Raw genomic sequence first — 14,675 nt, 5'->3', positions numbered from 1 at the left:
CTTAAAGCCTTGATTTATAAGGGTTTATACAGTAGGGGCAACAGCAACATTCTGTATATAACTATATAAAATAGAGAAATTAGAGCATGTATTTCGCGCCTAATACGCCTAATACGTATATATATAGGGAAAAGCATTAATGTTGCCCCCTAAGGAGAAAAAATGAGAGAACGAGAGATTGAAGAGTATTTAAGACTTGGAGTGAAAAAGCTGGGGGGTATAGCTTTCAAGTTTACATCTCCAGGCAACGCGGGGGTACCCGATAGACTTATAGTAATGCCAGGAAACAGAATTTACTTCGTAGAGCTTAAAAGACCCGGAGGAAAAACAAGCCAGCTACAGGACAGGCAGATAGGCAGGCTTAAGGATTTGGGTTGCAGGGTTTTTGTGATCGACAGTAAAGAGGGGGTAGACAAATTTTTAGATGATATTCAAAGCACATAATTATCAAAGATACTGCATTGAAAAGATAATAGCACAAAAAGAAATCGGGCTGTTTCTTGACATGGGATTAGGAAAAACGGTAATTACCTTAACCGCACTTAATGATTTGTTTTATAACCGCTTTGAGATTTCAAAAGCCTTAGTCATAGCACCGAAAAAGGTTGCAGAAGGAACTTGGGCACTTGAAGCGGATAAGTGGGACCACTTAAAACATTTAAGAATAAGCACCTGCCTTGGTAGCAGCACAAAGAGGATTAGAGCACTTTGCAAGCCTGCGGACATTTATGTTATAAATCGTGAAAATGTATCCTGGCTTGTGGATCATTATAAAAATGATTGGCCTTTTGATACGGTGGTTATTGATGAGCTTTCAAGTTTTAAAAGCAGAGAAGCAAAGAGATTTAAAGATTTGAAAGCTATAAGGCCAAGGATAGATAGAATTATAGGTCTTACAGGAACTCCAGCGCCTAACGGTTTAATGGATCTGTGGGCGCAAGTGTATCTGCTTGATAAAGGGCAAAGGCTTTATAAGACTATTACTCAATACCGTAACAGGTATTTCGACAGCTACACAGCGGATGCATCAGGAAGACAGAACTATACACCTAAAGATGGAGCCAAAGAGCTTATATCTAAAGAGTTATCAGACCTTTGCATATCAATGCAGGCAAGTGATTATTTAGAGCTTCCTGACCTTGTGGTAAATCCAGTGTATGTGGTTTTGGATCCTAAAGCTGATAAGGTTTACAGAGAATTTGAAACAGAATATATTTTGCAAATCCCCGAAGGAGAGATATCCGCTACAAACGGTGCAGCACTTTCAAATAAGCTTTTACAGCTTTGTAACGGTGCAGTCTATGACGAAGACAGAGGGGTTCACCATATACACGATTGCAAGATGGAAGCATTAAAAGAGATTGTAGAGTCTTTAAAAGGGCACAATATTTTATTGTTTTACAGCTTCCAACACGACAAAGAACGAATCATGAAAGAGTTTCCATACTGCAGAGAGTTAAAGACAGTACAGGACCAGAAGGACTGGAATGATGGAAAAATAGAATTATTACTTGCACATCCGGCAAGTGCAGCCTATGGGCTTAACTTACAAGATGGTGGTAACCACATGATATGGTTTGGCCTTAACTGGTCTTTGGAACTCTATCAGCAGGCACTTAAAAGACTTCACAGACAAGGACAAAAGCAAAAGGTTATAGTTCATCAATTACTCGTAAAGGGTAAGCGTGACGAGGATGTGGCCAAAGCACTTGAGGGCAAGAGCGATACACAGCAAGCTTTGCTTGACAGCCTAAAGGCCAGAATACAAGAAGTAAAGGAGAGATTGAAAAAATGATAGATTTTGGAAAAGTACAGGCAGATGCTGTAAAAAATATTTATAAGTCAAAAATTACAGGCAAAGCAGCAGACTATAGAATTTGCAGCACTGTCGCAATAAGCGGAAACACATATACATTGCTTATGTATAAAGGCATATCAATATACCTGATACCGGAGAAGTATAGCTTATTAAATCCTGCGTTTGCAGAAGTTGGTAATCTGAGGGTAGAGAACATATTCAAAAGTGCGGAGACTGCAGATCAGCTGACAGATACAAAGATGATAAAGATTCTGTCGGACGGAAGACAGCTGAAAGAATTTAAGACAAAAGATGGTAAATCAATTTTTGTAGATGAGAAACTTATAAAACCATTCGGGCAGGGTATAAGATATTATGCCTGTGAAAACAGCGACATCGTTTACATAAAAGAAGTTGATGAGTTTTTAGGATTAGCGTTTGCTACACGAGTAAAGGAGAATGAGTAATGACAGAAGTTAGATATATCAGGTGCAAAGATTCCGACGACTTAATAGAGCCGATGCACGAATACGAAGCCGGGGGATATGATACGGATTTTTGCTATGAGAAAGATGGAGTTGAAGGATTTTGGCTGGAGATAAAGGAGAAAGAACAATGAAGGAATGTACAGTTTATCGTTGCGAAATATGCGGTAGCGACTTTAGCGACCGGAAGCAAGCGAAAAAGTGTGAGGAAGGACACAAGACTGATCTTGTGGTTGAAAAAGCGGAGTACAAACCTTGCGACTGGGTAAATCACGGCTTTCCTAGAATGGTTATTTTAAGGTCAAAAGATGGAAAAACAGCAATATACAGGACGGTGATTAACGAATGACAAGAAAAGAGTTTTTAGCAGAAGCAGAAAAATGTGTATGCGGTGATAGAAATTTACAGTACGGAGAGCCAGAAGATAATTTTAACACTATAGCAAAGCTGTGGAGTGTTTTCTTAGATATAAATATAACAGCGCCACAGGTGGCCGCAATGATGATATTGTTGAAGACTGCAAGAATAAAGTCAAGTGAGGGAAGAGACAAAGATAGTTGGATTGATGTTGCGGGATATTCTGCTTGCGGTGGAGAGCTTATGTTCGGAGGTGAAGAGCAGAGAGGGGAAAATGATGGAAGATAAGAGAAGAGAAGAACTGAAAGATATAATAGATGAAATAAATCGCCTTGAAAAAAATATAAGTTTTTACGAAGATGAGATTGATGTTGCAATGGACACACTTGAATTCCTGTATAGCTTTCATTGTCATCGTATATCATTTGACGGAAGTAGCGACGAAGGAGAATTTAGAGAAAACGTTCCTATAAATCTACGTGACAACGATATAAAAGAAGTAGAAGATTTGATTGAGGAAAAGCTCAGAAATCAAATCGAGGAATACGAAAATGAAATTTCAAAAACTTATCAGAAGCTAAGTGAGTTGTTAAAATGAGGCGGTGAGTATGAGAAAAATAGTTGTATACCTGAATGACGAAGTTGTTGGCATATCCATAGACGACAACGCTTCGGACAAAGAAATTAAAGAGCGGGTTCTTGAAGAAGTCATAGATAGAATTGCGTATGACTACGAAGAAGTGGATGAACGGCCGAGGGTCTGCACCCTTTGCGAATGGTATGACGATTACATAAGACTTTGCTTAAACGAAGATGCGGAAGGGTGCAATGACTTGCAGGGTTGCGAAAAGTGGGAGGAATGATGGCGATACAAAAAGACGTGGTGATAAATCGTAAGGAATATCAGAATATTAAAAAGATGGATCACAATCAGATGAACTTATATATACAGAGCATTTACAAGAGTGGCTACACAGATGGAGTAAAGTCTGTGCCTGGAATTGATATAGCAGAAGTAAGAAAAACTCTTTTAAGTGTAAAAGGCTTAGGAGAAAAGAGGGTAGAAGCTATATTGGAAGCGTTGGAAAAGGAGATGAAGAGTGAGAAAAATTAAGGGTGTAATAATGACGGATGTAGTCGGAAGTGAAGTTGAGTTTGAGCTTGAAGTTGAAGATGACGCCACAAAAGAAGAAATTGACAAGTTGGCATGGGAAGAGGCGGCAAACTGGATGGAATGGTACTGGGAGGAGGTAAAAGAGTGACGGCAAAGGAGTATTTAAGACAGCTGAAGACATTAGACAATATGATAAATGCAAAGTTGCTTGAACGAGAGAGGATACAGGCTCTTGCAACTAAAGTGACGGTGAGTAATTCAGAGCGAGTTCAGAGCGGAGGCGGAAGCGGCTTTGAAAATGTCGTGATAAAAATAAACGAGCTGGAGGATGAAATTAATGCGGACATTGATAAGCTTTGGAGCCTGAAACAAGAAGCGAGACACTTAATTGATCTACTTGAGGATGAAAAGCATAAGTGGGTGTTAAGGGAAAGATATGTAGAATTCAAAAGTTTGCGTTGGCTATCTGAGTTTACAGGGTTAACTATCGATGGAGTGAGAAGTTTGTTGAAAAGGGCAGGAAAAAAGTTTAACACTATATATAGTAAAAGTGCTTGACGATGAACCCCCATATGTAGTACAATTAGTATTGTGGAAAGGTGTAAACATAGTGATTTTTAAAGCGGAGATTGAAGATTATTTGGGGCTTGATGTAGTATGTGGAAGAGATGCATTTGGTAGAAAAATGTACAAAATCCCATGTACAGTGTGTGGAAAGCCAGTGTTTAAGCGTTCATTTAGCATTAAGCGTGCGTATAAATGCGATTATTGTAAATTGGTTGAAAAAGAAAAATGGAAGTCGCTAGAAAGAGAGTTGGCGGAAAGGTTATTGGATGAATTGAACCCACAGACTGAAGCAGAGAAAAGGTTTGACAAAGCGGTTCAAAAGATGTTCGTAAAGCGGAAAGACATAGAAAAATACTCGAGGGCAATAAAAGCTGCAAAAACTAGATGTGAGCTATACGATAGTATTCCGGAGATTTTTGTAGCCATAGAGCTTCTGCATCAAGGGTATAGAATCATACCGCAGCAAAAATTAGCGAATTACAGGCTTGATTTTGTCATCCCTGATATTAAAATCGTTATTGAGGTAGACGGAAAAATATTCCACAACAATAGGGACAGAGAAACTGTTAAAGACTTTGTCATAAAAAACAACTTAGGGCAAGACTGGAAAGTTTTGCACATTACAACCGATTACATCATGAAGGATATGGTAAGGGTGGCAAAGTATCTCAGAGAGGTTTTAGGATAGCAAGTATACTTTTTCATATGATCCTCCTTTTAAGGGTATGAGAGCGGTTTGGACATTTTACCGCTCTCAATTTGAGGAAAATCATGTAACAAAACTCCATACTATTTTTCGTTTGAGACAGTCAAGATTGGCTGTCTTTTTTGTATGCATAAAGAGGGATATGAAAGAGGTTAGATAAAGGAGATATTTATGGGCGGAAGAGGTTCAGCAAGTGCAGGCGGCGGTGCTGGAGGCGGAGCAAGTGCGGGGGGGGGCTCTATAAAGAGCCTAGAGGCACGAAAGAAAGCTTTGGGCGATAAAATGGCAAGCTTGGTAAGGCAGACAGATAAAGACGGACAAATGACGAGCAAAGCAAGAAAAGAATATTACGCTACAAAATCAAAGAGAGATGATGTTGTTCAAAAGCTAAGCAAGGCGTATAAAGCAGATGCAGAGGCAAGGTCCAAACAGGCAAAAAGTGAGCCCACAGAAAAGAAAACATTTGTGAACGGATATGGGGAAGCTACAGACAGGGAAATTACATCAACTACTTATGAGAGGGCTCAAAAGAGGTTGACGAAATCAGTTGAAAGATGGTTTACAGGGTACGCTAAAAGAAGTGGTAGGGGATAGATATGCAGGAAAGAAAAACAATGGAAAATCTGCATAAGTTCTACCCTGATGTAGTCGGCAAGTACGACATCCCGGCTATTGAGCCTTGTGGGTATGATAGCGTAAAGAACTGGATATCTTTCAACTATGCTAAAAGCTACAAAGGTGAATTTGAAAGTACGGGACTGCATTTCTTTCTGGACGATTATCAGTTTTTCAGAGTATGGAGAGAACCGGACAAGTACATAAACATCTTGAAGAAATTTAAGTATGTGTTGAGTCCTGATTTTTCACTGTATACTGATTATCCGAAAGTAATGCAGATGTATAACCACTACAGAAAGCATTGGTTGGCGGCGTACTGGCAGAGCTTAGGCATAAATGTAATACCGACTATAGCTTGGAGCGACTACGACAGCTATGAATGGTGCTTTGACGGAGAACCTATTGGCGGTACTGTGGCAATATCAAGTGTCGGATGTATGAAGAATAGAGATGCAAAGAGATTGTTCTTAGACGGGTATAACGAAATGTTAAAGAATTTAAAACCTGAAAAGATAATATTTTACGGAAATGTACCTGACTGGATAGGCAAGAATAACGACAGTGTCGTGGTTATTGGTTCGTATCAAGATAAATTTAGAGTATGAAGGTGAAAGCCTTCTTTTTTGTTGCCGAATATAGACAGATGGGAAGGTGAGGTGAGTGGCAAATGGGCAGGATAACTTAATACCGTTTAGTGAGCGAAGCGAGGACGAAGCAAGGGAAAGTGGCAGAAAAGGCGGTAAAGCCTCAGGAGTCGCCCGTAGAAGAAAAGCGGACTTGCGAAAGATAGCCGAAGGGATGATTACAGGCGATATATCTGAAATGATGATTAAATCTCTGATAGATATAGCGGCGGATCCGGGCAATAAGAATGCTGTATCAGCATTCAAAGAAATACGAGATTTACTTGGGCAGAATAAAACGACACTGGACAAACAGGAGCAAAAGGCACGCATTGCGGCATTGAAAGCAAAGACTGTGACAAGTAGTCCCGAAGAAATTGACAGCTCATACGTTGATGCCTTGAAGGGATTAGCAGATAAGGTGTGGGATGATGAGAACAGTTAAAAGAAACAAGCCTTTTAAGTTTATCCCACCGTCTAAAAAGCAGTTAAAAGTTCAGACATGGTGGATTGCTGATAAAATCAAAGAGCATGATGGAATTATAGCTGATGGAGCAATTAGATCCGGAAAGACAATGAGTATGTCAATGGCCTATATTGCCTGGTCAATGGAATGTTTTGACGGTGAAAATTTTATCATAGCGGGCAAGACAGTAGGTTCTTGCAGAAGAAATGTTATTGGTCCACTTAAAAAGATGCTTGCAACTTTGGGATATTTTGTACAGGACCACCGTTCGGAGAATTATTTAACTATCAGCAAAAATGGTAGAGAGAATGAATACTTTGTATTTGGTGGTAAGGATGAAGCATCGCAAGACTTAGTGCAAGGTATAACTGCTGCAGGAGCATTCTTTGACGAAGTTGCACTGATGCCTGAATCATTTGTCAATCAGGCGACAGGTCGTTGTTCTGTGGATGGCTCAAAGTTTTGGTTTAACTGCAACCCTGGTTCACCTTATCATTGGTTTAAGGTTAAGTGGCTTGATAAGATTGTGGAAAAGAACTTATTGCACCTTCACTTTACGATGGATGATAATCCGTCTTTGTCAGAGCGTATCAAAGCCAGATACAAGAACATGTATTTCGGAGTTTTCTTTAAGAGATACATCTTAGGACTTTGGGTGATGGCTGAAGGTCTTATCTATGATATGTTCGACCGCGAGAAACATACAGTGGAGCTTGAAGATGTTCCGACGATACAGCCAAACAGCTATTATGTTTCCTGTGACTACGGTACTCAAAATGCTACAGTTTTCCTGCTGTGGGGAAAAGGTTTTGATGGCATTTGGTATTGTATTAAAGAGTATTATTATTCAGGAAGAGACAGCGACATACAAAAGACTGATACAGAATATGCAGACGATTTAGGAGAATGGCTTAACGGCATCAAACTACAAAGAATTGTTGTGGATCCGTCTGCTGCATCTTTTATTGCAGAGTTAAAGAAGAGAGGATACAGAGTGAAAAAGGCTGTTAATAATGTGCTTGATGGGATAAGGTTTTTTGCTTCACTACTACAGGAACCAAATGTAAAGATTAGTACAGAATGCGAAATGACTTTAAAGGAATTTGCGTCCTATGTTTGGGATGAGAAGGCGGCAGATAGGGGCGAAGACAAACCTGTAAAGGTATTTGACCATGCAATGGATGCAGTAAGATACTTTGGTTATACGATTATTAGAAAGCCTTCAGGCTTATCTATCATGAAGTGAGGAAGTTGATTGTGGAATTAGAAATTGTAAAAAAACTAATACTTTCATATGCAGGTGTTCATGCGAAGTATCAAGCTGAGGCTTTAAGAGCAGAAAGATACTATAAAAATGAAACGGATATTTTGTCTGAACCAAAGAAGAAGCAGGAAAGAGCTGAAAAAGACCGAAATGGAGAACTTGTTACAAGAGATATAGAGCAACCTATGAGGAATGCGGATAATCGTATTCCTTTTAATTTTCACGGATTGCTTGTAAATCAAAAGGCATCTTATCTCTTTACGGAACCTCCGGTATTTGATATCGGAGCGGAGAGTTCCAATAAGGCTTTGAGTGCCTTCTTAAGCGATAAGTACCCTAAAGTATGCAAGGATTTATGTATTGAGGCCTCTAATAAAAAAACAGGATGGATTCATGTGTGGAAGTCTGCAGATGATGGAAATTACAGGTATGCTGTAGTGCCTTCAGAGCAAATACAGCCGATTTGGTCTAAGTCTTTAGACAGAAAACTACTTGGAGTATTAAGGGTTTATCATGAAATAGATGATGATGGAAATGAGTTTGATGTTTACGAGTTGTGGAATGATAAAGAATGTGCCGCATACAGAGTTATTGCAGGTGGAACGGTAAAGGACAACTTAGAGACATATCCTAAGTTCTTTGCGGAAATCAACGGAATGAGTGAAGCATCAAATGAATACACACACGATTTAGGAGAGGTACCGTTCTTTGCATTTGATAACAACAATGTGCATACGGATGACTTAAAGAATATAAAACCATTGATTGATGTGTACTGCAAAATATTCAGTGGATTTGTAAATGACCTTGAGGATATTCAGGAAGTAATATTCGTACTGACAAATTACGGCGGTACAGATTTGAATGAATTCCTGTCAGACTTAAAGTATTACAAGACTATAAAAGTCGATAATGAGCAAGGCGACGGTTCGGGCGTATCAACATTAACTATTGATTTGCCCGTAGATGCAAGAGAAAAGCTTTTAACTACAACACGCAAGTGTATATTTGAGCAGGGGTTGGGTATTGATCCGGATCCTCAAAATTTTGGCAACAGTTCAGGTGTGGCCTTACAGTTTTTGTATGCGCTATTGGAACTAAAGTCGGGATTGCTTGAAACAGAGTTTAGACCGTCATTTGGTAGATTTATAAGGTGTATATGTAGAGTGCTAAACATTCCGATAAAAGATGATGTTGTGTTGCAAACGTGGGCAAGAACGAAGGTCCAGAACGACCAGGAGACTGCACAGATTGCTCAACAGTCTACAGGTATTATAAGTACTGAAACCATTGTCAGAAATCATCCTTGGGTTAAAAATGCACAGGATGAACTTGACAAGCTTGCAGAAGAAAAAGAAGCGACCGAAATAAATTACAATCCCTTTGACGAAGACAAGGAGCCAATAGAAGCTACGGAGAAGAAGGATGAAGACAGCTGATTACTGGAAGGACAGGTTTGAACAAATAGAAAAGATTTGTCATGACAAAGGAGCTGTATCATATAGAGAGATTGAAGAGCAGTATAGAAAAGCACAAAAAGAGATTGAAAGCCGGATTTCAGTGTGGTACCAAAGATTTGCTGTGAATAACGGCATTACCATGCAGGAAGCAAGAAGGCTTTTAACATCTAGAGAATTGGCGGAACTCAAGTGGGATGTTAATGAGTATATTAAGTATGGCCAACAAAACGCTATTGACGGGAAGTGGATGAAACAGCTTGAGAATGCCTCTGCAAAGGCCCACATAAGCCGTTTAGAGGCCTTAAAACTCCAAGTGCAACAACAGGTTGAAGTTGCCTTTGGGAATCAATTAGACAGCATAGACAGTACTATGAGGGCGGTTTATAGTATGGGTTATATGCATACTGCTTTTGAAATTCAAAAAGGAGTAGGAGTTGGACATAATTTCGCAGCACTCAACCAAAGACTTATTGATGGGGTACTAAAAAGGCCTTGGGCACCTGATGGCAAGAACTTTTCGGACCGTGTTTGGAGTAATAAACAAAAGTTAATTAATGAATTAAACACAACACTTACGCAAGGTATAATCCTTGGTAAAGATCCCGGCAAGATAATAAATGCCATGTCAAAGAAACTTGATGTTTCCAAGACAGCAGCGGGAAGGCTTGTGATGACTGAATCTGCTGCATTTGCAAGTAGAGCGCAAGAAGATTGCTTTAAAGAATTAGATGTAGAAGAATATGAGATTGTAGCAACCCTGGACTCTCATACTTCAGAAATTTGCCAAGATATGGACGGTAAAGTTTTTAAAATGTCTGAAAGGCAAATCGGCGTAAATGCTCCACCATTTCACGTGAATTGCCGAACTACTACAGCACCGTATTTTGATGACTGGGAAGAACTAGGCATTGACAGAGAGCGAGTTGCAAGGAATGCTAAGGGCGATAAATACTTTGTTGATGGTAATATGACTTATAAGGAGTGGGAGAAGAAATTTGTTGAGGTACAAAAAACAGATGTTGATTTCATGGGACAGCCCAGAATATTTGATGGTGGAAATTTCAAGATAAAAGCTTATGAAGTTAAGGGCTTACGTGGGATATATACCCAAACAAATTCAATAGAAGCGCAAAACACAATTAAATACATAGAAAATATGAGATTAAAAGGGGTATTACATAGTTTAGATGGAGTAGTTGTGGCAAAAAATCTTCCTGGAATAGCAGCTTATGACCATGCAAAAAATTTAATGTATGTAAATGAACAACTATGTAATAAGAGTATTGTCCATGAATGGTTAAAAGATGGCTATTTTATTGCTGAAAATGTTGATGATATATTAAAACATGAGATGTTCCATAAAAAGCATTGGGATTTCATAATGACAAAAGGAAATGATTACGGTATAATAAAGAATAAGTTAGAAACAGATTTACACAAGTATGTGGCTGAACAACAAATGTACAACCCATCATATATTACAAGGATTGTGTGTGACAATGCATATAACGGTTATAGAAAAAAAGACAATCTAAATGAGTTAATTGCAGAAGTCCTTTTGCAAGAAGAAAAGGGTATAATCAAGGATAAAAGATTATTAGAGTTAGTAAAGAGGTGTGTAGAATGATGCTGATATTGAGCGAATATGACAGGAAAATGATTAGGGAAACAGATAAATGGATATATCTTGGTGAAGATGGTCATCACCATTTAAGGGAAGATGCTCCACCGGAAATAAAAAAACACCATAAAAAGATAAAAGATTTATATAGTATGTTTGAATAAAGCACCTAAACTAGGGTGCTTTTTTATTGCCCTAAGCATGGCATAAAACCGCTTGTACGACTACACTGGCCGAGTGAATAAATTGGCAATCCTAAGAACCGGAACAGACCGGAATAAAAAAGATTGAGGAGAAGAAACATGTTGGAATGGTTACAAACAATTCTTGAAGGTGCAAAGGTTGAAGATGGAAAGCTTGATGTAACGGCGGTCATGAACGCAGTGAAGTCGGAGTTTCCTAAAAATGCCGTACCTAAAACAGAATTCAATGACAAGGTAAAGGAACTTAAAGCAGCTGAAGGTACAATCGCTGAGCTGAAAAAGAATGCCGGGGATAATACAGAGCTTACAGAAAAGATTAAGAACTATGAAGAGCAAATAAGGACTATGCAGACGGAAGCAGCCAATACTGCTAAGAGCTATGCGCTGAAAGCAAAACTTACAGAAGCAGGTGCTTTGGACTCTGATTACTTAATCTATAAGCAGGGCGGACTTGATAAGTTTAACTTTGATAAAGACGGTAATCCTATCGGCATTGATGATGTACTTAAGCCTTTAAGAGAATCCTTACCGCATCTTTTCAAAACAGAGAACAAGCCGAATGGGTATAATCCTGCCGGTGGTAGTGGTTCAGGCGGTATAGTCAATCCTTGGAAAAAGGAAAGCTTTAACATGACTGAGCAAGGAAAGATTTTGAAGAACGATCCTGTGCAGGCTAAACAGTTGGCATCTGCAGCAGGAATAACATTAAACATTTAAGAGAGGAATTAAATTATTATGGCAAACGGAACAACTTTATCGGATGTTATTGTACCTATACTATTTAACCCTTATGTAGTTAATAGAACCATGGAATTATCTGCGTTATTCCAGTCAGGTATTATAACAAACAATGCAGAATTTGATGCTCTTGCATCAGAGGCGGCACCTATTCACAATATGCCGTTCTTTGAGGATTTAACAGGTGCTTCAGAAGACGTGATTGAGGGTAATGATCTTACAGCAAAGAAGATTAAATCAAACAAGGATGTGTCTACGACTATCAGGAAAGCCAATATGTGGTCAGCAACAGATTTATCTGCTGCATTGTCCGGAGTAGATCCTATGGCAGCTATAGGAGACCTTGTAGCAGGATATTGGGCAAGAGAGAATCAGAGAATACTGATTAAGATTTTATCAGGTGTATTTGGTTCTTGGGCAAATGGAGGCACCACAGAAGTTCCATTAAAGGATCATATTCTTGACATTACCACCGCATCAAGTGCAGCTGCAAAGAATATTTCTGCATCAGCTTTTATTGATGCTTGTCAGCTCTTAGGAGATGCACAGGGACAGCTTACTGCAGTAGCTATGCACAGTGCAACAAAGGCATTTTTAAAGAAGCAGAACCTCATACAGACTGAAAGAGACAGTACTGACGTAGAGTTTGATGTATATCAGGGAAGAAGAGTAATTGTAGATGATGGATGTCCTATTGATAGCGGTACATATACAACATACTTGTTCGGACAGGGAGCGATAGCATATGGAAACGGTTCTCCTGTGGGCTTTGTTCCTACTGAGGTTGACAGAGATAGGAAGAAGGGATCAGGAGTTGATTACTTGATCAATAGAAAGACATTTATTATGCATCCAAGAGGCATTGCATGGCAGAACCTTGCAAGAGCAAATCAGGAGACACCTACAGAAGCAGAGCTTGCAAATGCAAAGAACTGGAAGATGGTATACGAGCCAAAGCAGATCAGAATTGTAGCATTCAAGCACAAGATAGGATAGTCAAAAAAGGAGGGCCGTATGGTATTAGAAGATCTGATTCGTTTGATAGGCTTACGGTTACAAATGTTTGGGTATACCGTCACAGAAGGAGATAACTCTACAATAGAGTATCAAGCCGAAAAGGCTGCGCAATATGTTTGCAATTATTGCAACTTTAAAAAGTGCCCGGATGATATTCCGGGTGCTTTGAAATTCGTGACAGTTGACTATGCTATCGGTGAATTTTTAGAACATAAGAAGACATTTGCCCCGGATACTCTTGCTACGCTTAACCTTGATATGGCTGTGAAACAGATACAAGAGGGTGATACAAATATAGCTTTTGCAGTAGGCGAGGGGAGTAAGACAGATGAGCAGAGACTTGAAGCATTTATTAGCTATCTTATTTCGTATGGGAAGGTGGAACTTATGAGACATAGGAAAATTAAATGGTAGATGCATGGAAACAAGCAAGGAAAGCTGTAGAAAGCAGATACAGAGGACTCTGTGACATACTGGAAAAAGGAAAGGTAAAGGATGAGGTTACTAAGGCTACTGTATTGAAAGATATAGCGGTCTTAAGTAATCAGCCTTGCAGATTATCATACAATAGCTCCGGCACAGCGAATCAGACTGATACCGTATCGAACATAGAACAGACTATTAAGTTATTTATTGCTCCTGAGATTAAGATTGCCCCCGGATCTAAGCTTAGAATTACTCAAAACGGTACAACCACTGACTATATATCAAGCGGAGTGCCTGCTGTATATGAAACACACCAAGAGGTGTGCTTGGAACTTGAAAAGGAGAATGCTTAATGGCAAGTTGGGGCAGAGCGGATTTTGAGGCCTTTAGAAACCTTCAGGAAAAGATACAAAGCCTTAAAGATATTGATATGGATGCTTTTTGTACTGAATGCAGCAAGGAAATTGCAGCAAGGCTTTTAGCTTTGGTAATACAGAGAACTCACACAGGACGGTATCCAGCCCGAAGTGGTAAAGTTGGCGGTACCCTAAGAAGGGGCTGGGGTGCGGTAGCAGATATAAACGTTGTTAAAGAAGGCGATATATATACGGTAACTATTATAAATCCGGTTGAATATGCTTCCTATGTTGAATTCGGCCATAGAACCAGAAACGGCGGATATGTAGAACCACAACTTATGCTCACTATATCTGAAGAAAAGTTAAAAAATGCAATACCTAAGCTGTTAGAAAGAAAAGTAAAGAAAAAACTTATGGAGGCATTAAGTGGCAGAAATTAACTTATCTTTGGTATTGGATGCTATCACAGTTGTGCTTGACAGCGTGTCGCCAGACTCAAGCATATACATAGATAAGGTTGAGCAAGGGCTAAATGACGGTGATTTTTTAGTAAGGCTTATCAATACCGACTATTTAAAAAGGGGAACAGGAGAGCTAAATAGGGTCGTATCGTCATTTGATATTATATATCTCCCAAAGAATGGAAATAAAGATTGTATTTGTATGGGTGATAAGCTGTCGGAATCGCTGTCCGTCATCAAGCTCTCAACAGGAGATACAATACGAGCCGTAGAGAAGTCTTTTGAAATTGTAGACAGTATTTTGCATTTTAGAGTTTCATACAACTACAGCACAATTAAGTATCAAAACGCTGATAGCATGGGACAAATATCTTTGAACAGAGGTAATTAAG

At 39.2% G+C, this 14,675-nt stretch carries 25 protein-coding genes; all 25 read left to right on the top strand.

Annotation, left to right across the window (positions count from 1 at the left end):
- Positions 1-162: 162 nt before the first annotated feature.
- The 25 genes from D4A81_RS09035 (at position 163) to D4A81_RS08930 (ending at position 14,674) form a co-directional block, all read left to right on the top strand.
- Entirely contained in the window at positions 163-444 is a 282-nt protein-coding gene (locus D4A81_RS09035; RefSeq protein WP_111524581.1) for a VRR-NUC domain-containing protein, read from the top strand.
- A complete protein-coding gene (locus D4A81_RS09030) occupies positions 425-1,795 on the top strand; it encodes a DEAD/DEAH box helicase (protein WP_111524582.1) in 1,371 nt (456 codons plus the stop codon). The genes D4A81_RS09035 and D4A81_RS09030 overlap by 20 nt, the downstream gene beginning before the upstream one ends.
- Positions 1,792-2,265 (top strand): hypothetical protein, encoded by a 474-nt coding sequence (locus D4A81_RS09025; RefSeq protein ID WP_111524583.1) that lies wholly within the window; start codon positions 1,792-1,794, stop codon positions 2,263-2,265. Before D4A81_RS09030 ends, D4A81_RS09025 begins: the two co-directional genes overlap by 4 nt.
- Positions 2,265-2,417, top strand: a complete 153-nt coding sequence (locus D4A81_RS13175; RefSeq protein ID WP_162902571.1) for a hypothetical protein — start codon at positions 2,265-2,267, stop codon at positions 2,415-2,417. The genes D4A81_RS09025 and D4A81_RS13175 overlap by 1 nt, the downstream gene beginning before the upstream one ends.
- Positions 2,414-2,632, top strand: a complete 219-nt coding sequence (locus D4A81_RS09020; RefSeq protein ID WP_111524584.1) for a hypothetical protein — start codon at positions 2,414-2,416, stop codon at positions 2,630-2,632. The genes D4A81_RS13175 and D4A81_RS09020 overlap by 4 nt, the downstream gene beginning before the upstream one ends.
- Positions 2,629-2,928: a DUF6378 domain-containing protein gene (locus D4A81_RS09015; protein WP_111524585.1), complete on the top strand. Its 300-nt coding sequence runs from the start codon at positions 2,629-2,631 to the stop codon at positions 2,926-2,928. The genes D4A81_RS09020 and D4A81_RS09015 overlap by 4 nt, the downstream gene beginning before the upstream one ends.
- Complete coding sequence (locus D4A81_RS09010) at positions 2,915-3,238, top strand: hypothetical protein (RefSeq protein WP_146246996.1); 324 nt, start codon at positions 2,915-2,917, stop codon at positions 3,236-3,238. The genes D4A81_RS09015 and D4A81_RS09010 overlap by 14 nt, the downstream gene beginning before the upstream one ends.
- Before the next feature lie 10 nt (positions 3,239-3,248).
- Positions 3,249-3,503 (top strand): hypothetical protein, encoded by a 255-nt coding sequence (locus D4A81_RS09005; protein WP_111524587.1) that lies wholly within the window; start codon positions 3,249-3,251, stop codon positions 3,501-3,503.
- Positions 3,503-3,754, top strand: a complete 252-nt coding sequence (locus tag D4A81_RS09000; RefSeq protein WP_111524588.1) for a hypothetical protein — start codon at positions 3,503-3,505, stop codon at positions 3,752-3,754. The genes D4A81_RS09005 and D4A81_RS09000 overlap by 1 nt, the downstream gene beginning before the upstream one ends.
- Positions 3,741-3,902, top strand: coding sequence for a hypothetical protein (locus tag D4A81_RS13170; protein WP_162902570.1), 162 nt, complete (start codon positions 3,741-3,743; stop codon positions 3,900-3,902). The genes D4A81_RS09000 and D4A81_RS13170 overlap by 14 nt, the downstream gene beginning before the upstream one ends.
- Positions 3,899-4,312, top strand: a complete 414-nt coding sequence (locus D4A81_RS08995; protein WP_111524589.1) for a hypothetical protein — start codon at positions 3,899-3,901, stop codon at positions 4,310-4,312. The genes D4A81_RS13170 and D4A81_RS08995 overlap by 4 nt, the downstream gene beginning before the upstream one ends.
- Positions 4,305-5,009, top strand: coding sequence for a DUF559 domain-containing protein (locus tag D4A81_RS08990; RefSeq protein ID WP_111524590.1), 705 nt, complete (start codon positions 4,305-4,307; stop codon positions 5,007-5,009). Before D4A81_RS08995 ends, D4A81_RS08990 begins: the two co-directional genes overlap by 8 nt.
- 189 nt (positions 5,010-5,198) lie before the next feature.
- A complete protein-coding gene (locus D4A81_RS08985) occupies positions 5,199-5,621 on the top strand; it encodes a hypothetical protein (protein ID WP_111524591.1) in 423 nt (140 codons plus the stop codon).
- Positions 5,622-5,623: 2 nt separating this feature from the next.
- Positions 5,624-6,250 (top strand): DUF4417 domain-containing protein, encoded by a 627-nt coding sequence (locus D4A81_RS08980; protein WP_111524592.1) that lies wholly within the window; start codon positions 5,624-5,626, stop codon positions 6,248-6,250.
- Between the two features lie 55 nt (positions 6,251-6,305).
- The gene (locus D4A81_RS08975; protein WP_111524593.1) at positions 6,306-6,713 is read left to right on the top strand and encodes a KGG domain-containing protein; all 408 of its coding nucleotides are present in this window, start codon (positions 6,306-6,308) and stop codon (positions 6,711-6,713) included.
- Positions 6,700-7,980: a PBSX family phage terminase large subunit gene (locus D4A81_RS08970; RefSeq protein WP_330405080.1), complete on the top strand. Its 1,281-nt coding sequence runs from the start codon at positions 6,700-6,702 to the stop codon at positions 7,978-7,980. Before D4A81_RS08975 ends, D4A81_RS08970 begins: the two co-directional genes overlap by 14 nt.
- An 11-nt stretch (positions 7,981-7,991) precedes the next feature.
- Positions 7,992-9,437, top strand: coding sequence for a phage portal protein (locus D4A81_RS08965; RefSeq protein WP_111524595.1), 1,446 nt, complete (start codon positions 7,992-7,994; stop codon positions 9,435-9,437).
- The gene (locus D4A81_RS08960; RefSeq protein ID WP_111524596.1) at positions 9,424-11,085 is read left to right on the top strand and encodes a minor capsid protein; all 1,662 of its coding nucleotides are present in this window, start codon (positions 9,424-9,426) and stop codon (positions 11,083-11,085) included. Before D4A81_RS08965 ends, D4A81_RS08960 begins: the two co-directional genes overlap by 14 nt.
- A complete protein-coding gene (locus D4A81_RS13165; protein ID WP_162902569.1) occupies positions 11,082-11,243 on the top strand; it encodes a hypothetical protein in 162 nt (53 codons plus the stop codon). Before D4A81_RS08960 ends, D4A81_RS13165 begins: the two co-directional genes overlap by 4 nt.
- A gap of 138 nt (positions 11,244-11,381) precedes the next feature.
- A complete protein-coding gene (locus D4A81_RS08955; RefSeq protein WP_111524597.1) occupies positions 11,382-11,999 on the top strand; it encodes a phage scaffolding protein in 618 nt (205 codons plus the stop codon).
- Between the two features lie 18 nt (positions 12,000-12,017).
- Complete coding sequence (locus tag D4A81_RS08950; RefSeq protein WP_111524598.1) at positions 12,018-13,016, top strand: major capsid protein; 999 nt, start codon at positions 12,018-12,020, stop codon at positions 13,014-13,016.
- 18 nt (positions 13,017-13,034) lie between these two features.
- Complete coding sequence (locus D4A81_RS08945; protein WP_111524599.1) at positions 13,035-13,451, top strand: hypothetical protein; 417 nt, start codon at positions 13,035-13,037, stop codon at positions 13,449-13,451.
- Positions 13,445-13,816 carry a hypothetical protein gene (locus D4A81_RS08940; protein ID WP_111524600.1) on the top strand — a complete coding sequence of 124 codons (372 nt, stop codon included), beginning with the start codon at positions 13,445-13,447 and terminating at the stop codon, positions 13,814-13,816. The genes D4A81_RS08945 and D4A81_RS08940 overlap by 7 nt, the downstream gene beginning before the upstream one ends.
- Positions 13,816-14,262 carry an HK97 gp10 family phage protein gene (locus D4A81_RS08935; protein WP_111524601.1) on the top strand — a complete coding sequence of 149 codons (447 nt, stop codon included), beginning with the start codon at positions 13,816-13,818 and terminating at the stop codon, positions 14,260-14,262. Before D4A81_RS08940 ends, D4A81_RS08935 begins: the two co-directional genes overlap by 1 nt.
- Complete coding sequence (locus D4A81_RS08930; protein ID WP_111524602.1) at positions 14,249-14,674, top strand: phage tail terminator family protein; 426 nt, start codon at positions 14,249-14,251, stop codon at positions 14,672-14,674. Before D4A81_RS08935 ends, D4A81_RS08930 begins: the two co-directional genes overlap by 14 nt.
- Position 14,675: the final 1 nt, after the last annotated feature.

The sequence above is a fragment of the Lachnoanaerobaculum umeaense genome (assembly GCF_003589745.1).
Classification (GTDB): Bacteria; Bacillota; Clostridia; order Lachnospirales; family Lachnospiraceae; genus Lachnoanaerobaculum; species Lachnoanaerobaculum umeaense.
The sequence above is the reverse complement of the archived record's forward strand: the minus strand, read 5'-3'. Positions and strand labels throughout refer to the sequence as shown.